This window comes from Sphingomonas sp. jy18 (assembly GCF_056931895.1).
The window spans coordinates 94,637-112,717 of the sequence record NZ_JBXPBT010000006.1 but is presented as its reverse complement, the minus strand read 5'-3'; the positions used below and the strand labels follow the sequence as shown (position 1 = coordinate 112,717).

Genomic DNA, 18,081 nt, shown 5'->3' with positions numbered 1-18,081 from the left:
GCATGTAGGCAAGCATTGCTCTTCCACGACAGGCCCCTCCCCCGGCCCCTCCCCTGAAGGGGAGGGGGGAAGACGCGCCCACCCTCACTGCCCCAGTATTTCCTTTTCCTTGGCGCTTGCCGCCGCGTCGATGTCCGCGATGGCCTTGTCGGTCATCTTCTGCACCTCGGCCTCGAGCTTCTTCTGCTCGTCCTCGGAAATCTCGCCCTTCTTCTCGTCCAGCTTGAGCGCGTCATTGGCATCGCGGCGCACGTTGCGCACGGCGATCTTGCCTTTTTCCGCATATTGGCCGGCAAGCTTGGACAGTTCCTTGCGGCGCTCCATCGTCATGTCGGGGATGGGCAGACGCAAGGTCTGGCCATCGACGATGGGGTTGAGGCCGAGGCCGGCCGAGCGGATCGCCTTGTCGACCGGGCCGACATTGCCCTTGTCCCACACCTGCACCGACAGCATGCGCGGCTCGGGCGCCGAGATCGACGCAAGCTGGTTGATCGGCATGTGGCTGCCATAGACTTCGACCGTCACCGGATCGAGCATGCCGACATTGGCGCGGCCCGTGCGCAGGCCGGCGAGGTCGCTCTTGAGGGCTTCCACCGCGCCGGTCATGCGGCGCTCTACGTCGCTCTTGTCATATTTGGGCATGCTGCTCTCCTGTTCTGCTTGTGGCTCAGGCGGTGGTGTTGAGCGAGGTCACGGTGGTCGAGACCCCTTCGCCGGCCAGCACGCGGGCCAGATTGCCGGCCTCGCGGATGTTGAAGACGATGATCGGGATGTTGGAATCCCGGCACAGCGCGATGGCGCTGGCATCCATGACCTTGAGATTGTCGGCCAGCACCGTGTCGTAACTGACTGTATCGTAGCGCTTTGCCGCAGGGTTGGTCTTGGGATCGCTGTCATAGACACCATCGACCGACGTGCCCTTCAGCAGGGCGTCGCACTTCATCTCCGCCGCGCGCAGCGCAGCGCCCGAATCGGTGGTGAAATAGGGGCTGCCGACGCCGGCGGCGAAGATCACCACCCGGCCCTTTTCGAGATGGCGTTCGGCGCGGCGGCGGATGACCGGCTCGCACACCGCATCCATCTGGATGGCCGACTGCACGCGGGTGTGGACGCCGATCTGCTCGAGCGCATTCTGCATGGCGAGCGCGTTCATCACCGTCGCCAGCATGCCCATATAGTCGGCCTGCGCGCGGTCCATGCCCTTGGCAGCGCCGGCCATGCCGCGGAAGATGTTGCCGCCGCCGATCACCAGGCAGATTTCGAGCCCGCTGTCCTTGGCCGCCTTGATCTCCTGCGCCATCGCGGCGACCGTCGCGGTATCGATGCCGAAGGGTGTATCCCCCATCAGCACCTCTCCCGAGAGTTTGAGGAGGATGCGGCGAAGCGGCAGGCTGGACATGACGATACTCTTCGCTGGCGGGGATCGGGCGCGCGGACCCTAGCGGCGGGGTGCGGGCTTGTGAAGCATACATACACGTCGCCCCGGACTTGATCCGGGGCCGCTGGCAAAGTCGCGCCTTGCCGATAGCGGCCCCGGGTCGAGCCCGGGGCGACGATGATTTCAGACGTCAGACGCCGGCAGCAGCGGCGACTTCGGCAGCGAAATCGCTTTCCTGCTTTTCGATGCCTTCGCCCAGCTGCATGCGGACGAACTGGGTCAGGGTGATGGTCGCACCGGCATCCTTGCCGGCAGCGGCGATCACCTCGGCGACCGGGGTCTTGCCGTCCATCACGAACGGCTGGCTGAGCAGCGCGTTTTCCTTGCGGAACTTGGCCATCGCGCCGTCGACCATCTTGGCGATGATGTCGGCGGGCTTGCCGCTTTCGGCGGCCTTTTCCTCGGCGATGGCGCGCTCGCGCGCGACCAGCTCGGCATCGAGCGCATCGCCGGTCAGCGCGATCGGGTTCGACGCGGCGACGTGCATGGCAAGCTGCTTGCCGAGCGCGGTCAGCGCGGCTTCGTCGGCCGAGCTTTCCAGCGCGATCAGCACGCCGATCTTGCCCATGCCGGCGGTCGCGGCATTGTGGATGTAGCTGACCACGGCGCCCTGCTTGACCTCGACGATCGCGGCGCGGCGCAGATTCTGGTTCTCGCCGATGGTGGCGATGTTGTTGGTCAGCACGTCGCCGACGGTGGCATCGCCCATCGGCGCGGCCTTCAGCGCCTCGACGTCGCTCTCGCCCTTGGCGAGCGCGATGTCGGTGACGGCGCGGACGAAATCCTGGAACTGCTCGTTCTTGGCGACGAAGTCGGTTTCCGAATTGACCTCGACCAGCGCGCCGCGGGTGCCGCGGGTGGCGGCGCCGACCAGTCCTTCGGCAGCGACGCGGCTGGCCTTCTTGGCAGCGGCGGCGAGGCCCTTGGCGCGCAGCCAGTCGACGGCGGCTTCGACGTCGCCATTGGTTTCGGCCAGCGCCTTCTTGCAGTCCATCATGCCAGCGCCGGTGCGCTCGCGCAGATCCTTGACGGTGGCGGCAGTGATTTCAGCCATGGATATGTCCTTATCAGTCATGCGTCGCCCCGGGGTGGTCCGGGGCCGCTGGCGCCTGGGCGCCGGGTTTGCGAACGGCCCCGGGACGAGCCCGGGGCGACGATCTGGTCAAAGCGGTCAGCCAGTCGGCGGCCCGCTATCGTTCAAAAGCGACGGTGCCGTGACAGCACCGCAATGCGCTTACGCGTCGCTCTGCACTTCGGTTTCGGCAGCAGCCTCGGCAGGAACAGCCTCGTCTTCGGTCACGACCAGCGCTTCCTCGACGGGGGCTTCCTCCATCGCGCCCAGATCGACACCGCGATCGGCGGCGGCGCGCTGACCACCGCGGGTGGCGGCGGCGGCGATGGCTTCGCAATAGAGGCGGATGGCGCGGCTGGCGTCATCGTTGGCGGGAACCGGGAAGGCGATGCCGTCCGGCGAGACGTTGGAATCGAGGATGGCGACGACCGGGATGCCGAGCGTGTTGGCTTCCTTGATCGCCAGCATTTCCTTGTTGGCGTCGATCACGAACATCACGTCGGGGATGCCGCCCATGTCGCGGATGCCGCCGAGGCTGGCTTCCAGCTTGTCGCGCTCGCGCGTCAGGTTCAGCACTTCCTTCTTGGTGATGCCGACGCCGCCGCCCGACAGCATCTCTTCGAGCGTCTTCAGACGCTTGATCGAGTTGGCGATGGTCTTCCAGTTGGTCAGCATGCCGCCGAGCCAGCGATGGTTGACGAAATGCTGGCCCGAGGCGCGGGCCGCATCGGCAACCGCCTGCTGCGCCTGGCGCTTGGTGCCGACGAACAGCACCTTGCCACCGGCAGCCGCAGTCTGGCTGACGAAATCGAGCGCGCGCTGGAACAGCGGCACGGTCTGCGACAGGTCGAGGATGTGGATGCCGTTGCGCTGCCCGAAGATATAGGGCTTCATGCGCGGGTTCCAGCGGTGGGTCTGGTGGCCGAAATGCGCGCCGGCTTCGATCAATTGCTGCAGAGTGACGACAGGTGCCGCCATAGGTCAGTTCCTTTCCGGTTGATCCTCTGGCAGGCAAGAACCAGGGAAGCCCCGGCACCGGTATGTGCGCCCACCATGTGGAGTGAAGGCGCGGCCCTTAGCGCCGGACGCGGCGATTGGCAAGCGGGTTGGCGGCGGAGCAATGTCTCATGCCGCCGCCTGCCACAGGATCAGCCGGTCGGAGAGGACGCGCGCACCGATGGTGACGGGGGTGCCGGGGGCGGGGCAGCGCGTCTCGGCAAAGGGGGTGAACAGGCAGGCCCAGGACGAGGTGGCGCCAGGCGCGGGCGCATTCTCGAACCAGCCGGCCTCGTCGAGCTGCAAGCCCACCCACTGCACGACACCGTTGAACGGCTCGCCATCGGCGTGCAGCGTGACCGACCCGGACAGCGGATGACCGGCGGTCGCGGCGAGATCGAAGCGCAATACGCTATCGGCAGGGCTGCGCAGCGCGAGGCGGCGGTCTCCGACCGGCACGCTCCATCGCTGCTTGGCAAGGCGATTGAACGGGGTGAGATCGAACCCGCACTGATCCTCCCGCGCCGCGACATCGACATGGCCGGTCCAGTGCGCCAGCGCCACCCGCGCCTCCGCTGCTGCCGGCAGCATCTGCCCGCCGGGCTTGAGCAGGCGCCGCGCGACATCCACCAGGCTGGGCAGCACCTTTTCGCAGACCACATCCTTGCCGATGATTTCGGAGATGACGAGATCGACCGGGCCGCCGAGATCGGCATCGACATCGAGCGCGAGCGAATCGCGGTGCAGCACGGTGACGCGATCGGCAAATCCGTTGCGCGCGACGATATCCTGCGCCACCTCTGCAATGGCGAGGCTGCGCTCGCAGCTCACCACCGACGCCGCCCCGGCGCGCGCCGCCATCATCGCCAGCAGCCCCGAGCCCGAGCCGACGTCGAGCACCCGCATGCCGGGCCGCACCGCCCGTTCTATCGCCTGCTGGAAGGCAAGGTTGCGGGGCGCATCGCGCATCATCGGGAAATGCCAGGCGGGCACGCCCGCCGCGAGCACGGCGCGGCAATGGGCGACAACCTCCGGATCATGCGGGGCGAGCGCCAGCGCCTGCTCTGCCGCCTGCCGGGCCAGCGCATCCTGCCCCAGCCCCAGCCCCCTGAACGCGAGCAGCGCGAGGGCCTGCGGCCGGCCAGCGGCGGCACCGACCATGCCCTGCCATGCCTTGGCCGCCAGCGCCGAGTCCTTGCTGCCTTGGTCCACGCGCCTCATCCGCTCCCTGCCGTTCCTGGCGACGCGGGTCGCACAAAGCGCCCCGGCGGGCAAGCAGCGGCATGCGGGAGCGGCGCCACCGCAAGCGGAACAAAAAAGAACAAACACTGAATGAAAAGGGTTGACGGATGCGAACGCATATGGAACATTTATTGAACACGGAACGACAATCGAATCGCGGCGTTCCCCCGCTCATCATGCCGCCGCCAGCACAAGGCGGGCGGCGCCAAGGACAGGATCGGTCACATGGCTCAGCTGCTGTTTTCGCTCGCGTTCCTCGCCCTCGCCGTCGTGGCGGTCCGCGTGCTGGCGCACGAACTGACCCGTCCGCTGCAGCAGCCGTGGCTGCAGAGCGGGTTCGGCGGTGTCGTGGCCCAGCCCGCTGCCCGGCCGGTCGACCTGACCGATCGCCGGCTGCGGCGCGATATCGTGGCTACGGCGCGGCAGTCGTCGGCTGCGCCATGGTCCGCTGCCGCTTGACCCTGGCATAGCTCAGCAGGCTGAACGGGATCAGCGCCAGATAGACGGCGCAGATGCCGATCAGGGTCTGGAAGGGCGCGGAGACGGCGGCGGCGCCGAACAGGCCGACCAGCGCGATGCCGAACAGCCGCCATTCGCGCCGCATCCTGAGGCTGGACCAGTTGAAGGTGGCGATGTTGGAGATCATCAACGCCGCCACGAACAGCACCCACGGCATCACCACCCACCATTGCCGGAACAGATCGGCTTCGGTGACCAGCCACAGATAAAGCGGCAGCAGGGCAAGGCCGGCCCCCGCCGGCGCCGGTACGCCGGTGTTGAATCCGGCGGATTTGTGCGGTTGATCGGCCACATCGATATTGGCGTTGAAGCGGGCGAGGCGCAGCGCGCAGCATACGGTGAGCGACAGGGCCGCCGTCCAGCCGAACTTGGGCGCGTCGGTCAGCGACCACAGATAGAGGATGGTCGCGGGTGCGACCCCGAAGGCGATCACGTCCGACAGCGAATCGAGCTCGGCGCCGAAGCGGGTGTTGGCCTTGAGCAGGCGGGCGATGCGCCCGTCGATCCCGTCGAGCACCCCTGCCCCGACAATCAGCAACACCGCGATCGACCAGGCCGCAACGGCGGTGCCGCCGGTCAGCAGCGTCTGTTCGACCGTGGTCGCCTCCAGCGCCGCGCGCACGGCGGACAGGCCGCAACACAGCGCCAGCGCGGTGATGGCATTGGGCACGAAGGCGCGGAGCGGGATTCCGCCCACCCGCCGATACTGGGCGGGCGGCTGCTGCTGTTCGGCCTCCATGACTATTGCCCCACGCCGATCCGCTCCACGCCATCGCCGACTTCGGCGATCACCGTTTCCCCGGCGACGGTGCGCTGGCCGGACAGCACGCGCGGACGCGTGCCGGCCGGCAGATAGACATCGACGCGGCTGCCGAAGCGGATCAGGCCGATGCGCTGGCCGGCGGCGACGATATCTCCCGGCTTGACGTGCGCGACGATGCGGCGTGCGACCAGCCCGGCGATCTGGGTGAAGCCGACCTTCAGCCCGTCATGTCGCTCGATCAGGAAATGCTGCCGCTCATTGTCCTCGCTCGCCTTGTCGAGATCGGCATTGACGAAGGCACCGGCGATATAATGGCGGTGGGTCACGGTTCCGGCAATCGGCGCGCGGTTGATGTGCACGTCGAACACATTCATGAAGATCGATACGCGGGTGACGCGGCCGGTGCCCAGCGCATCCGCCTGCGCGAGTTCCGGCGGCGGCGGCACCTCGTCGATCTGGGTGATCAACCCGTCGGCGGGCGAGATGATGAGATGATCGCCCTGCGGCGTGACACGCACAGGATCACGAAAGAAAGCCGCGACCCAGATGGTTATGCCGGCCATAGGCCAGGCCAGCGTTTCCCAGGCGAGCAAGGCGAAGACCAGCGTCACCACTGCGGAGATGAGGATGAACTTGCGGCCTTCGGGGTGGATGGCGGGCCAGGACCATTTGGCGCGCGCGCCGGGAAGGTTGCTGGCCCGTGCGACCGCGCTGCTGCCTGGCGCGCCGGCCACCTCCGGAATGGCATCATTGGGAGTTCTGGACATATTATCTCTCTGTGCGAGCCGTATTTGGCTCCACCCTAAGGCCGGGGAGTGGCCTGCACAACCGCCGATGCAGGCGGGCGCGCCGGTTGCACTTGGCCTGCGCTTTGCCTAAGGCCCGGCCACAGCACCATCAGTCAATTGCCCCGGCACAGGGGCCCCTCCCCGGGGACAATCGAGAAGGCACAGACGCTATGGCGAAGATCAAGGTGAAAAATCCGGTCGTCGAGCTCGACGGCGACGAAATGACGCGGATCATCTGGGAATGGATCCGCGAGCGCCTGATCCTGCCCTATCTCGACATCGACCTGAAGTATTACGACCTGTCGATCGAGCACCGCGATGCCACCAACGACAAGGTGACGGTCGATTCCGCCAACGCCATCAGGGAACATGGCGTCGGCGTGAAGTGCGCGACCATCACCCCGGACGAAGCCCGCGTCGAGGAATTCAGCCTCAAGAAGATGTGGAAATCGCCGAACGGCACCATCCGCAACATCCTGGGCGGCGTCGTCTTCCGCGAGCCGATCGTCATCAAGAATGTGCCCCGCCTGGTGCCCGGCTGGACCGACCCGATCGTGGTCGGCCGCCATGCGTTCGGCGACCAGTACAAGGCCACCGATTTCCGCGTGCCCGGCCCCGGCAAGCTGCGGCTGGTGTTCGAAGGCGACGACGGCACGACCATCGATGAAGAGGTGTTCCAGTTCCCCAGCGCCGGCGTGGCGATGGGCATGTACAACCTCGACGATTCGATCGCCGATTTTGCCCGCGCCTGCATGAACTATGCGTCGGGGCGCGGCTGGCCGCTGTACCTGTCGACCAAGAACACCATCCTCAAGGCCTATGACGGCCGCTTCAAGGACCTGTTCCAGGAAGTGTTCGACAATGAATTCAAGGACAAGTTCGCCGCAGCCGGCACTGTCTACGAGCATCGACTGATCGACGACATGGTCGCTTCCGCGCTGAAGTGGAACGGCAAGTTCGTGTGGGCCTGCAAGAATTACGACGGCGACGTGCAGTCGGATACGGTGGCGCAGGGCTTCGGCTCGCTGGGCCTGATGACCTCGGTGCTGCTGAGCCCCGACGGCAGGACGGTGGAAGCCGAGGCCGCACACGGCACAGTCACCCGCCACTATCGCATGCACCAGCAGGGCAAGGCGACCAGCACCAACCCGATCGCCTCGATCTTCGCCTGGACGCAGGGCCTTTCCTATCGCGGCAAGTTCGACGAGACGCCCGACGTGGTGCGCTTTGCCGAGACGCTGGAGCGGGTGTGCATCAAGACGGTCGAGAATGGCGACATGACCAAGGACCTCGCCATCCTGATCGGCCCCGACCAGAAGTGGCAGACCACCGAGCAGTTCTTCGAGAGCATCCGCGTCAACCTCGAAGCCGAGATGGGCAGCTGGCAGTAATGCGGGCTGCCGCCCTGCTGCTGGCGGCGCTGACGATGCCGGCCATCGCGGACGCGCAACCGTCCGGGCAGGCCGAGCAGGCAGCCGATGTGGCGGACGGCGAAGACATTGTCGTCACCGGGATGGGGGCGACCGGCTATCGGCTGACGGCGGATCAACTGCGCGACGCGGTGCGGGCCTTTGCGCAGCATCGTGGCGAATTCGCGCCCGATGCCACCCTGCGGTGGCGAGTCATTCCGGCGTCTGCGGCGGAAGGCCTGACCGTGCGGCTGGCGAGCGGCGACCAGCGGATCGACATACCCGTCAATGCTGCCGGCGAGTTCAGCTTGCCGGCGGAGACCATCCTGTCCGGCGACTGGCGGCTGCAGACCAATGCCGGGCGACGCCAGATCCGGATCCGGCCGCTGACCTTTTCCCCTGGCGGCGGGGACAGCCGCTACCGGATGGGCGATGCGCGTCTGCTGTGCCGGGTGTTCTGGGCGTTCGCCAACAACCAGTTCAGCCTGTTCCAGCGGATGGCCTTCGGTGCGGTGGGTGGATGCGGCAGCCGCCGGGTGGCGATCTGGTATCGCAGCGAGCAGCCGGTCGCCACGGCCACCGCCGGGGCGACGGCGTTTGCCGTGCGACCGGACGGCTCGGCCTACCGGCCGCTGCTGCACGATAGCGCGATCGGCAACGATGTGCCGGTTGTCGTGACCTTTCGCTAGGGCAACTTGCGTCGATTGAGCAGCGCGGCCATGGCTGCGCGCATGGCCGATGCCGCCCCGCCTTCCCGCGCCGCACGCGAAGCGCAATTTGCCGCCGAGGTGGAGGCGAATCTCAGGCGCAACATGATCGCCAACTTCACCCACGGCATGCTGGGCATGACGGGCTTTCGCATCATCTATGCGCCGACGCTGCTGCCCGCCTATCTGCAGCTCATCTCCGGCAGCGCCTTCATCGTCGGGCTGGGGCAGGCGCTGATCCAGTTGGGGCTGGTCGCCTCGCCCTTGTGGAGCGCCGCTGCGCTCGAACATCGCAAGCGCATCCTGCCTGCCGCGATCCGCTATGGCACCTGCATGCGGCTTGCCGTGCTGGGGGTGGCGGTGTCCGGCTATCTGCTGGGCGGGTGGATGCTGGTGGCGACGACGTTGCTGTGCCTGCTGGCGCTGGGCCTGTTCAACGGCATGCAGCGCGTCGCCTTCCAGATGGTGATTTCCAAGCTGATCCCGACCGACCGGCGCGGGCGGCTGCAGGGCGCGCGCAACCTGATGGGCGGGGCGGTGGCGGCGGCGCTGTCCTATGTCGCGGGCAAATATCTGATCGATGCCAATGCGCTCGGCAATGGCTATGCCACCACCTTCCTGTTCGCCTTCGTGCTGACCTCCCTGGGGCTGGCCGCGCTGCAGTTCGGCGTGGTCGAGCCCGATGCGCCGGCGGTGCGGCCCGAAACCGGGGTGCGCGAGCGGCTGCGCGACGTGCCGGCGCTGCTCGCCGACCATGACTATCGCTGGTTCATGGTCGCGCAGGCGTTGGCGATGGCCGGGCGGATTGCCGCGCCATTCTATATCCTGATCGCCACCAGTGCGGCAGGTGGCAGCGGATCGGCGATGACGCTGGATGGCGCGACGATCGGCCTGCTCAGCTTTGCTTTCCTTGGCGCGGACACGCTGTCCAACCTCGCCTGGGGGGTGATGGGCGACAAGGTGGGGTATCGCGCGACGATGATCGCCAGCCTTGCGATCACGTTGGCCGGGCTGGCCTTGCTCGAATTCGGCACGGCGCCATGGATGGTGGTGGCGGCCTTTGCCGCCTTCGGCATCGGCAGCGCCGGCTATGGCCTCAGCGCGCAGACGATGGTGCTCGAATTCGGCGACCGGGAAGATCTGCCGATGCGGATCGCGCTGTCGACGATGGTCGAAGGCGGGGTCTCCGCGCTGGCACCGCTCGCCGGCGGGCTGATCCTGCTGTGGGCGAGCAGCGATCTGCTGCTCGGCGCGGCGGCGGCGCTGACCTTCTCTGCCATGACGCTGTTGCTGCTGCGCGTCCGCGATCCCCGGCGCAGGGCGGCGCCGGTGTGGGAAGATTAGGCCGTGAACTCATAAACTGATGGGTCTGCTACCTCGCGCTTTTCCATTCGTCGACGAGGCGTCCAATCCGACTTGCGCGCTTTGCCAGCGGGGTATCTGATACACCATCGAAGTCCATGGCTCGCAGAATACCCCACCCTGGAGGCGTTTCTTCTCCCGTCTCAAGGTTGGTGCGGAATACGATAAACCAGTCTGCCCATCGTATTTTCAGCGCCGGTTGCCATCCGCCAGCAAGTTCGTCGCCGCTCGGGGGACGTAGCAACTCATCCATCAGATTGGCGAGTTCTGTGTTGAGAGGTTCGGGCAGCATCGAGTGATCCATGGCGTTGTCGCAGCATACCAATCTCAGTCAGGAATGCTCTGTCTTTTCTTTTGCGGAGGTTTCTGATTCAGCGGCCATATGAGCCGATATGATCTGACCGACTTCGAGTGGCGCGTGATCGAGCCGCTGCTGCCCAACAAACCCAGAGGCGTGCCGCGCGTCAATGATCGTCGTGTGCTGAACGGTATTTTTTGGGTGTTGCGATCCGGTGCGCCGTGGCGCGATTTACCGGAACGCTATGGCCCACGCACGACTTGCTATAATCGCTTCGTGTGATGGCGAAAAGCCGGGGTATGGGACCGGATGATGGATGCCATCACCGCCGCACACAATGGCGACATTCAGATGATCGACAGCACTTCCGTTCGCGCCCACCAACAGGCCGCGACGGCAAAAAGGGGGATCGAGATCATTGTCTCGGTCGTTCCCGAGGCGGGCTCACGACCAAAATCCATGCGGTCGTCGACGGGCAAGGTCTCCCAATCCGGCTTAGACTGACCGCTGGGCAAAGCCACGACGGGCAAGTGGCTGACGATCTGCTTGACCTTGTCGGTGCTGGAACAATCGTACTTGCAGACAAGGCTTACGACGCCGACCGCATCCGAGCATCTCTCCGTCAAAAAGGGGCGTTCGCCAATATCCCGCCCAAGTCGAACCGCCGGTCAAAACCGTACTTCAGCACCTGGCTGTACCGTGAGCGCAACCTGATCGAGCGCTTCTTCTCCAAGCTGAAGCACTTCCGCAGGGTGGCAACCCGTTACGACAAGCTGGCCGACAACTTCCTTGCCATGGTCCAACTCGCCTCGATACGACTGTGGCTGCGCGTTTATGAGTCTACAGCCTAGGCGCCATAGGGCCAAGGTCCAGCTAAGCAGGGGCGGTGGCGGCACCCTATATAGGCAGGATGACATCCTCCCCACCCGCTTCGCCCGGTCGCGCCGTTCCGTCCGGCCGCCTCTCCCGCCTTGCCCGGTTCGGCGGCATGGCGGCGGGCATCGGTGCGGGCATGGTGGCGGAAGGGGTGCGGCGGCTGGCGGATGGCGAGCGGCCACGGCTCGACGACCTGATCCTGACCCCGGCCAACGCGCGCCGTGTCACCGACCAGCTCGCGCATCTGCGCGGCGCGGCGATGAAGCTGGGGCAGATGCTGTCGCTCGACGCCGGGGAGTTCCTGCCGCGCGAGTTGACCGACATCCTTGCCCGGCTGCGCGCCGAAGCGCAGCACATGCCCCCCGAGCAGTTGATGAAAGTGCTCGACCGGCACTGGGGCAAGGGCTGGCGCAAGCGCTTCCTGCGGTTCGAGGCACGCGCCTTTGCCGCCGCCTCGATCGGTCAGGTGCATCGCGCCACCCTGCCCGATGGTACGCGGCTGGCGATCAAGGTGCAATATCCCGGCGTCAAGGCGAGCATCGACAGCGATGTCGACAATGTCGCGACACTGCTGCGTGCATCGCGCCTGCTGCCGCCTTCGCTCGACATCGCCCCCTTGCTCGCGGAGGCGAAGCGGCAGTTGCACGACGAGGCCGATTATGCGCGCGAGGGGCTGTACCTGCGCCTGTTCGGCGAATTGCTGGCGGGCGACGCGGATTTCATCGTCCCTGCCCTGCATGCCGAGCTGAGCGGGCCCGATGTCCTGGCGATGCGCTTCATCGAAGGGCGGCCGATCGAGAGCCTGACCGATGCCGAGCAGGCGGTCCGCGACCGGGTGGTCAGCCTGCTGTGCGCACTGACCTTGCGCGAACTGTTCGATTTCCGCGTGATGCAGACCGACCCCAATTTTGCCAACTATCGCTATCAGCCGGCGGCCGATGGCGGCGACGGGCGGATCGTGCTGCTCGATTTCGGCGCGGCGCGCGCCATCCCCGAGGCGCTGCGTGACGGGTATCGCCGCCTGTTCGCCGCCGCACTGACCGGGGACGTCGTCGCGGTACGCGAAGCCGCGCTCGCCAACGGCATGTTCGGCAGCGCCGCGATGGCGCGTCATCGCCCCGCCATCGACGCGATGATTGCGGGCGCACTCACCCCCTTTGCCAGCGACGGGCCGTTCGATTTCGGTGCACCCGACTTCGTCGCCGCGATGCGCGAGCAGGGCATGCGCATCGCGACCGACCGCGAGGCCTGGCACGCTCCCGCCGCCGACCTCTTGTTCGTGCAGCGCAAGCTGGGCGGCATCTACCTGCTGGCCAGCCGGCTGAAGGCGCGCGTGGATGTACGCGCCTTGCTGGAGCGCCATGCCTGAGCGCGACGTCTGAGCACCACGTCTGAGCGCCGGATGCCATTGCACTGATCCGCGACATACGGCAGCGTCGGCTCGGCAGGGGAGGGACCAGCAGGCGGCCATGGATAGCACAAACATTACCCCCAGGGTCATCGTGGAGCGCTGGGTCGAGCGGTTCAATGCCGCAGACGCGGACGGCCTCGCTGCGCTTTATGCGGACGATGCGGTCAATCATCAGGTCATCTGGGAGCCATTGATCGGCCGGGCAGCGATCCAGGCGATGTTCGAGCGCGAATTCGCGAGCGCGACGATGGTGTGCATCGTCGAGGCCATCCACGAGGCAGGCGACGTCTGCGCGCTCGAGTGGCGCGACCCGGTCGGCCTCAGGGGTTGCGGATTTTTTACCGTGCGTGGCGGTCAGATCGTGTTCCAGCGCGGCTATTGGGACCGGCTGTCGTTCCTCAAAATGCACGGGTTGCCCATCGAATGAGCCAGGATTTCCCTTTCCAGCGCGTCGCCCTTGCGACCGGCGTCAGCCTCGACACGGTCGACATCGGGCCGCGGCAGGGGGAGGCGCTGATCTTCCTCCACGGCTTTCCCGAATCGCACCGCACCTGGCGGCACCAGCTTGGCCATTTTTCGGATCGCTATCGCTGCATCGCGCCCGACCAGCGCGGCTATGCGCGGTCGGACAAGCCTGCGGGCGTCGACAGCTATAGCGCCGACAAGCTGACCGCCGACATTTTCGCGCTGGCGACCGCGCTGGGCATCGAGCGCTTCACCATCGTCGGCCATGATTGGGGCGGCGCGATTGCATGGAGCGTCGCGCTCAACGGCATGCGCAACGGGCGGGTGGAGCGGGCGATCATCGCCAACGCGCCGCACCCGGTGATCTTTCAGCGCAAGCTGGTCGACGACCCCGCCCAGCGCGCCGCCAGTCAATATATGCGGGCCTTCCGCGACCCGCAGAATGTCGCGCTGGTCGATGCGCTGGGACTGGAGGGGTTCCTGGCCCGCACGGTCGCGTGGGAGGCCGGCGATCTGATGGAGGCGGAGGAGCGTGCGCGCCAACTGGCCGACTGGCGGGTGCCCGGCGCGGCGCAGGCGATGCTCAACTGGTATCGCGCCTCGCAGATGCTGGTCCCGGCGCCCGACGAGGCGGCGGCGATGCCGGCCTTTGCCGCAGGGCCCTTCCCCGTCCTTACCATCCCGACGCTGGTCATCTGGGCGATGGACGATCTGGCGCTGCCGCCCTGCAACCTCGACGGGCTCGACGCGCTGGTCGAGGATCTGACCGTCGCGCCGGTCGCCGACTGCGGGCACTTCGTCCCCTGGCAAGCGCCGGATGCGGTCAATGCAGCAATGGAGCGGTGGCTGGCGCGCGGTGCGGCACGTCACAGCAACTAGAGCCTGTCCTTCTTCTGTTCGAACCGTAGTGCTGAGCTTGTCGAAGCACGCCTCGCCGATAAACGCCCTTCGACAAGCTCAGGGCTACGGTTACGATTCAACTCGATCAGGAACAGGCTCTGGGGCTAGAACCCTCTAGAACCACGCCACCCAGGCGCCGTGCGCCTGCGCTTCGCCGAGGAGCTGCCAGCCGCTGTCGCCCGCGCCGGACCAGAAGCGGATGCGCAGTTCGTGGCGGAAGGTCTCGCGGTTGGTTTCGAGCATCATCCAGGCAAGCGGGCGCGCGTCGCTGGCCTGCGCGCCGGCAGCAGCGATGGCCGCGGCGATACGCTCCCGCCGGTCGGCCGGAATATATTGCCAGACGATGCTGTGATGAAAGACGCGGGTCACGCCGGCCGGCTGCGGCGCGGCGAGTCGCTGCTCGACCCAGTCGGCGGCATCGGCCTGTGTCAGCCGCGGCGCCTGTTGCGCAGCGAGCGCGATGGCCGCATCCATGCGGACGAGACGCTCCGCATTTTCTGGCCAGACATAGGATTTGACCCGGAGCGCCGCTGCGGGATCGGAAAGGTCGATGGGTGCCTGATCGCAGCCTTCGATCGCCATGATCTCGACGGGATGCTCAGGCGGCGGCGCACCGCGCCATTCGGGCGTTATCTGCATCGGCGACCCGGGCGGCCCTGCCCTGACGCCGCCGAGGTTATAGGCGTAGCGCTCCATCATGGTGTTGATGCCTGCGCTTGCCCCTAGCTCGTTGAGCTCGAAGCGCGGGCCGATGCGGCCCGACAACCACAGCAGCCCGGCCATGAAGCTGGCCGAGCGGCCGGCCTCGTTGGTCTGCGGCGGGCTGTCGAACCAGCCGAGCAGCCGTTCGTCATGATCTGCGGTGACCGCCAGCACGATTGCGTCGATCGCCGCCTGATCGGTCACCTCTCCGCGATAGACCTGCTCCAGCCGTGCATCCGCGCCGGTCAGCAGCAGGTGATGGAAACCGCCCGCCAGCCGCAACGGCAGCGCATCCTCCAGCGGCAGGCCGGGCCATGCCCGCAGCCGCGCGCCGCACCGGGTGTCGCTGTCCATCAGCGCGATCTGGGCCTGGACAATGCGCGCGGTGACCGGGGCATCGTTGCGCCGGCAATGTTCGGCCTGCAGATTGATGCCCAGCGCGACGCGCCCGTCATCGAGAATCGCACCGGCTGTCATCGGATCGCTCATCTTGCCGTTTCCCTGCCCACGCCCTAGGTGCACGGCACCATGCCAGACCGCCTGATTTTTGCCATCCCCAAGGGACGAATCCTCGACGAAGCGCTGCCGTTGCTGCGCGCCGGCGGCGTCCACCCCGGCGACGACTTCTTCGATCCCAAGAGCCGGGCGCTGATGTTCGATACCACGCGCGAGGACATGGCCATCATCCGCGTGCGCGCCTTCGATGTCGCCAGCTTCGTGGCGCATGGCGCGGCGCACATCGGCATCGTCGGTTCGGACGTGATCGACGAGTTCGACTTTTCGGAACTCTATGCGCCGGTCGACCTCAAGATCGGCCTGTGCCGCCTGTCGCTGGCCAGCCCCAAAGATGCCGCGCCCTTCGACGGCAGCGCCAGCCATGTGCGCGTCGCCACCAAATATCCGTCGATCAGCCGGGCCTGGTTCGCCAGCCGCGGCATCCAGGCGGAATGCATCAAGCTCAACGGCGCGATGGAACTGGCGCCGCTGCTCGGCCTTGCCCCGCACATCGTCGATCTGGTTTCGACCGGACGGACGCTGATCGAAAACGGCCTTGAGGAGCGCGAGGTGATCGCCCAGGTTTCCGCCCGGCTGATCGTCAACCGCGCGGCGTTCAAGCTCAACCCTGCCATTCCGGCGATGGTCGAAGCCTTCCGGGCGGCGGTGGCGTGATGCTCCGTCTCTCCACCTCCGATGCCGGTTTCGCCGCCGCGTTCGACGCGCTGGTCGATGACCGGCGCGAAAGCGATGCCGGGGTCGCCAGCGATGTCGCGGCGATCATCGCCGATGTCCGTGCGCGCGGCGATGCGGCGCTGGCGGAACTGACCGCGAAGTTCGACCGGTTCGATCTCGACGCGACCGGCTGGACCATCTCGCGCGAGGCTTGCGCGGCAGCGCGGGCGGCGCTCGACCCGGAACTGCGCAGCGCGCTCGAACTCGCCGCCGAGCGGATCGCGGCCTTCCATGCCGGACAGAAGCCCGAGGACAAGCGCTTCACCGATGCCGCCGGAGCGACGCTGGGCAGCCGCTGGAGCGCGGTCGATGCCGCAGGCGTCTATGTGCCCGGCGGTCGCGCTGCTTACATGTCATCGGTGCTGATGAACGCGATTCCCGCCCGGGTCGCGGGCGTCGGGCGGCTGGTGATGGTGACGCCGACGCCGAACGGCGAGGTCAATCCGCTGGTGCTCGCCGCTGCCGACATCGCCGGTGTCGACGAGATCTGGCGTGTCGGTGGCGCGCACGCCATTGCCGCGCTGGCGCATGGAACGGAGCGCATCCGTGCCGTCGACGTGATCACCGGCCCCGGCAATGCCTGGGTCGCGGAAGCCAAGCGCCAGCTGTACGGCGTGGTCGGCATCGACATGGTGGCGGGGCCGAGCGAGATCGTCGTCGTCGCCGATGCGGCCAACGACCCGTCGATCATCGCCGCCGACCTGCTGAGCCAGTCCGAGCATGACCCGACCAGCCAGTCGATCCTGTTCACCGACGATGCGGCCTTTGCCGATGCGGTGGCGGCGGCGGTGGAACGCCACATCCCGACGCTGGCGACCGCCGCCGTTGCGCGTGCGGCATGGGATGCGAACGGCGCGATCATCGTCGTGCGCGATTTTGCGGAGGCGATGCCGCTGGTGAACCGGCTGGCGGCCGAGCATCTCGAACTGGCGGTGGAGGACGCCGAAGCCCTGTTTGCCGACGTGCGGCACGCCGGGTCGGTCTTCCTGGGGCGGCTGACCCCGGAGGCGATCGGCGATTATGTCGCCGGACCCAACCATGTGCTGCCAACCGGCAGGCGTGCGCGCTTCGCCTCGGGCCTGTCGGTGCTCGATTTCATGAAGCGCACCAGCTTCCTCAAGCTCGACCGCGCCGCGCTGGACGCGATCGGGCCGGCGGCGGTGGCGCTGGCCAAGGCCGAGGGGCTGCCGGCGCACGGATTGAGCGTGGCGCTCAGGCTGTAACGCGAACTGTCTCGTCCGTAGCCCTGAGCTTGTCGAAGGGCGCGTCTCAATCCGGCAAGGCGCCCTTCGACAAGCTCAGGGCTACGGGCTGGACACGTCCCGCATTGCCCCGTTGTCCAACCCGCACTAAGGCCCCGCCATGACTTCCCCCGCCAAAGCCACCCGTTCCACCGCCCGATCGGCCGCGCGCCTTGCCGCCGTGCAGGCGCTGTACCAGCATGACATGGAAGCGACCCCGGTCGCGCAACTGCTGCACGAATTCCATCAGCACCGGCTGGGCACCACCATCGACGAGGATGATTTCGACGCGGCCGAATATCCGCCCGCCGAGGTCGATTTCTTCGACGATCTGGTGCGCGGCACCATCGCCCGTCTGACCGATGTCGATGCCGCCATCGCTGCCAAGCTCAGCGCCAAATGGTCGCTGCCGCGGCTCGACAAGTCGATGAAGGCGGTGCTGCGCGTCGGCGCCTATGAACTGATCGCGCGGCCCGATGTGCCGGCCGCTGCCGCGATCAGCGAATATGTCGACGTGACCAAGGCTTTCCACGACCAGAAGGATGCAGGGTTCGTCAACGGCCTGCTCGACGCGGTGGCCAAGGATGCCGGGCGCTGAGGCCGAAATGCCATTAATCGGGGACAGTCCCCGATTACGGCGAGCGATGAGTCTTCGGACAAGA

General features: G+C 66.9%; 19 protein-coding genes and 1 pseudogene. 11 read left to right on the top strand and 9 right to left on the bottom strand.

Annotated elements, in window-relative coordinates:
* Positions 1-84: 84 nt before the first annotated feature.
* The 5 genes from frr to AC0QC4_RS14155 all read right to left on the bottom strand — a co-directional run bounded on the left by frr (position 85) and on the right by AC0QC4_RS14155 (position 4,718).
* Entirely contained in the window at positions 85-642 is a 558-nt protein-coding gene (frr, locus tag AC0QC4_RS14175; protein ID WP_483660558.1) for a ribosome recycling factor, read from the bottom strand.
* Positions 643-667: 25 nt separating this feature from the next.
* Positions 668-1,399, bottom strand: a complete 732-nt coding sequence (gene pyrH / locus AC0QC4_RS14170; RefSeq protein ID WP_483660557.1) for a UMP kinase — start codon at positions 1,397-1,399, stop codon at positions 668-670.
* 169 nt (positions 1,400-1,568) lie between these two features.
* Entirely contained in the window at positions 1,569-2,492 is a 924-nt protein-coding gene (gene tsf, locus AC0QC4_RS14165; protein WP_483660556.1) for a translation elongation factor Ts, read from the bottom strand.
* A gap of 180 nt (positions 2,493-2,672) precedes the next feature.
* Positions 2,673-3,488: a 30S ribosomal protein S2 gene (rpsB, locus tag AC0QC4_RS14160; RefSeq protein WP_483660555.1), complete on the bottom strand. Its 816-nt coding sequence runs from the start codon at positions 3,486-3,488 to the stop codon at positions 2,673-2,675.
* A gap of 147 nt (positions 3,489-3,635) precedes the next feature.
* On the bottom strand, positions 3,636-4,718 hold the full coding sequence (locus AC0QC4_RS14155) for a 50S ribosomal protein L11 methyltransferase (protein WP_483660554.1): 1,083 nt from the start codon (positions 4,716-4,718) through the stop codon (positions 3,636-3,638).
* A 255-nt stretch (positions 4,719-4,973) separates the two neighbouring features.
* Here AC0QC4_RS14155 and AC0QC4_RS14150 point away from each other — a divergent pair, with 255 nt between their 5' ends.
* The gene (locus AC0QC4_RS14150; RefSeq protein ID WP_483660553.1) at positions 4,974-5,207 is read left to right on the top strand and encodes a hypothetical protein; all 234 of its coding nucleotides are present in this window, start codon (positions 4,974-4,976) and stop codon (positions 5,205-5,207) included.
* Here the strand turns inward: AC0QC4_RS14150 and AC0QC4_RS14145 are convergent.
* Both AC0QC4_RS14145 and AC0QC4_RS14140 read right to left on the bottom strand, forming a co-directional pair.
* Complete coding sequence (locus tag AC0QC4_RS14145; RefSeq protein WP_483660552.1) at positions 5,161-6,006, bottom strand: CDP-alcohol phosphatidyltransferase family protein; 846 nt, start codon at positions 6,004-6,006, stop codon at positions 5,161-5,163. The two genes, AC0QC4_RS14150 and AC0QC4_RS14145, sit on opposite strands and share 47 nt — an antisense overlap.
* A gap of 2 nt (positions 6,007-6,008) precedes the next feature.
* Entirely contained in the window at positions 6,009-6,797 is a 789-nt protein-coding gene (locus AC0QC4_RS14140; RefSeq protein ID WP_483660551.1) for a phosphatidylserine decarboxylase, read from the bottom strand.
* A 191-nt stretch (positions 6,798-6,988) separates the two neighbouring features.
* Between AC0QC4_RS14140 and AC0QC4_RS14135 the strand changes: the two genes are divergently transcribed.
* From AC0QC4_RS14135 to AC0QC4_RS14125, 3 genes are read left to right on the top strand one after another with little or no spacing between them, the layout of a single operon-like run.
* The gene (locus tag AC0QC4_RS14135) at positions 6,989-8,209 is read left to right on the top strand and encodes an NADP-dependent isocitrate dehydrogenase (RefSeq protein WP_483660550.1); all 1,221 of its coding nucleotides are present in this window, start codon (positions 6,989-6,991) and stop codon (positions 8,207-8,209) included.
* Entirely contained in the window at positions 8,209-8,916 is a 708-nt protein-coding gene (locus AC0QC4_RS14130) for a hypothetical protein (protein ID WP_483660549.1), read from the top strand. Before AC0QC4_RS14135 ends, AC0QC4_RS14130 begins: the two co-directional genes overlap by 1 nt.
* Before the next feature lie 42 nt (positions 8,917-8,958).
* Positions 8,959-10,278 (top strand): MFS transporter, encoded by a 1,320-nt coding sequence (locus AC0QC4_RS14125; RefSeq protein ID WP_483660548.1) that lies wholly within the window; start codon positions 8,959-8,961, stop codon positions 10,276-10,278.
* Between the two features lie 28 nt (positions 10,279-10,306).
* Here AC0QC4_RS14125 and AC0QC4_RS14120 read toward each other — a convergent pair whose 3' ends face one another.
* Complete coding sequence (locus AC0QC4_RS14120; RefSeq protein ID WP_483660547.1) at positions 10,307-10,588, bottom strand: hypothetical protein; 282 nt, start codon at positions 10,586-10,588, stop codon at positions 10,307-10,309.
* 90 nt (positions 10,589-10,678) lie between these two features.
* Here AC0QC4_RS14120 and AC0QC4_RS14115 point away from each other — a divergent pair.
* The 4 genes and pseudogenes from AC0QC4_RS14115 to AC0QC4_RS14100 all read left to right on the top strand — a co-directional run bounded on the left by AC0QC4_RS14115 (position 10,679) and on the right by AC0QC4_RS14100 (position 14,225).
* Positions 10,679-11,445 (top strand): annotated as a pseudogene (locus AC0QC4_RS14115) (IS5 family transposase).
* Positions 11,446-11,504: 59 nt separating this feature from the next.
* Positions 11,505-12,839 (top strand): ABC1 kinase family protein, encoded by a 1,335-nt coding sequence (locus AC0QC4_RS14110; protein ID WP_483660546.1) that lies wholly within the window; start codon positions 11,505-11,507, stop codon positions 12,837-12,839.
* A 100-nt stretch (positions 12,840-12,939) separates the two neighbouring features.
* Positions 12,940-13,308 (top strand): nuclear transport factor 2 family protein, encoded by a 369-nt coding sequence (locus tag AC0QC4_RS14105; protein WP_483660545.1) that lies wholly within the window; start codon positions 12,940-12,942, stop codon positions 13,306-13,308.
* Positions 13,305-14,225 carry an alpha/beta fold hydrolase gene (locus AC0QC4_RS14100; protein WP_483660544.1) on the top strand — a complete coding sequence of 307 codons (921 nt, stop codon included), beginning with the start codon at positions 13,305-13,307 and terminating at the stop codon, positions 14,223-14,225. The genes AC0QC4_RS14105 and AC0QC4_RS14100 overlap by 4 nt, the downstream gene beginning before the upstream one ends.
* A 135-nt stretch (positions 14,226-14,360) precedes the next feature.
* On the opposite strand, the gene AC0QC4_RS14095 is transcribed toward AC0QC4_RS14100, so the two are convergent.
* Positions 14,361-15,437, bottom strand: coding sequence for a DUF2332 domain-containing protein (locus AC0QC4_RS14095; RefSeq protein WP_483660543.1), 1,077 nt, complete (start codon positions 15,435-15,437; stop codon positions 14,361-14,363).
* Positions 15,438-15,476: 39 nt separating this feature from the next.
* On the opposite strand from AC0QC4_RS14095, the gene hisG reads away from it, so the two are divergent.
* The 3 genes from hisG to nusB all read left to right on the top strand — a co-directional run bounded on the left by hisG (position 15,477) and on the right by nusB (position 18,017).
* Positions 15,477-16,118: an ATP phosphoribosyltransferase gene (gene hisG, locus AC0QC4_RS14090; RefSeq protein ID WP_483660542.1), complete on the top strand. Its 642-nt coding sequence runs from the start codon at positions 15,477-15,479 to the stop codon at positions 16,116-16,118.
* Positions 16,118-17,401, top strand: coding sequence for a histidinol dehydrogenase (gene hisD / locus AC0QC4_RS14085; RefSeq protein WP_483660541.1), 1,284 nt, complete (start codon positions 16,118-16,120; stop codon positions 17,399-17,401). Before hisG ends, hisD begins: the two co-directional genes overlap by 1 nt.
* 139 nt (positions 17,402-17,540) lie before the next feature.
* Positions 17,541-18,017, top strand: a complete 477-nt coding sequence (gene nusB / locus AC0QC4_RS14080; RefSeq protein WP_483660540.1) for a transcription antitermination factor NusB — start codon at positions 17,541-17,543, stop codon at positions 18,015-18,017.
* Positions 18,018-18,081: the final 64 nt, after the last annotated feature.

Coding starts and splice junctions, on each gene's coding strand:
- AC0QC4_RS14120 (WP_483660547.1), bottom strand. CDS start 10,588: ATGCTGCCCGAACCTCTCAACACAGAACTCGCCAATCTGATGGATGAG.
- AC0QC4_RS14100 (WP_483660544.1), top strand. CDS start 13,305: ATGAGCCAGGATTTCCCTTTCCAGCGCGTCGCCCTTGCGACCGGCGTC.
- AC0QC4_RS14125 (WP_483660548.1), top strand. CDS start 8,959: ATGGCCGATGCCGCCCCGCCTTCCCGCGCCGCACGCGAAGCGCAATTT.
- tsf (WP_483660556.1), bottom strand. CDS start 2,492: ATGGCTGAAATCACTGCCGCCACCGTCAAGGATCTGCGCGAGCGCACC.
- hisG (WP_483660542.1), top strand. CDS start 15,477: ATGCCAGACCGCCTGATTTTTGCCATCCCCAAGGGACGAATCCTCGAC.
- nusB (WP_483660540.1), top strand. CDS start 17,541: ATGACTTCCCCCGCCAAAGCCACCCGTTCCACCGCCCGATCGGCCGCG.
- AC0QC4_RS14145 (WP_483660552.1), bottom strand. CDS start 6,006: ATGGAGGCCGAACAGCAGCAGCCGCCCGCCCAGTATCGGCGGGTGGGC.
- frr (WP_483660558.1), bottom strand. CDS start 642: ATGCCCAAATATGACAAGAGCGACGTAGAGCGCCGCATGACCGGCGCG.
- hisD (WP_483660541.1), top strand. CDS start 16,118: ATGCTCCGTCTCTCCACCTCCGATGCCGGTTTCGCCGCCGCGTTCGAC.
- AC0QC4_RS14110 (WP_483660546.1), top strand. CDS start 11,505: ATGACATCCTCCCCACCCGCTTCGCCCGGTCGCGCCGTTCCGTCCGGC.
- rpsB (WP_483660555.1), bottom strand. CDS start 3,488: ATGGCGGCACCTGTCGTCACTCTGCAGCAATTGATCGAAGCCGGCGCG.
- AC0QC4_RS14130 (WP_483660549.1), top strand. CDS start 8,209: ATGCGGGCTGCCGCCCTGCTGCTGGCGGCGCTGACGATGCCGGCCATC.
- AC0QC4_RS14105 (WP_483660545.1), top strand. CDS start 12,940: ATGGATAGCACAAACATTACCCCCAGGGTCATCGTGGAGCGCTGGGTC.
- AC0QC4_RS14150 (WP_483660553.1), top strand. CDS start 4,974: ATGGCTCAGCTGCTGTTTTCGCTCGCGTTCCTCGCCCTCGCCGTCGTG.
- AC0QC4_RS14135 (WP_483660550.1), top strand. CDS start 6,989: ATGGCGAAGATCAAGGTGAAAAATCCGGTCGTCGAGCTCGACGGCGAC.
- AC0QC4_RS14140 (WP_483660551.1), bottom strand. CDS start 6,797: ATGTCCAGAACTCCCAATGATGCCATTCCGGAGGTGGCCGGCGCGCCA.
- AC0QC4_RS14095 (WP_483660543.1), bottom strand. CDS start 15,437: ATGAGCGATCCGATGACAGCCGGTGCGATTCTCGATGACGGGCGCGTC.
- pyrH (WP_483660557.1), bottom strand. CDS start 1,399: ATGTCCAGCCTGCCGCTTCGCCGCATCCTCCTCAAACTCTCGGGAGAG.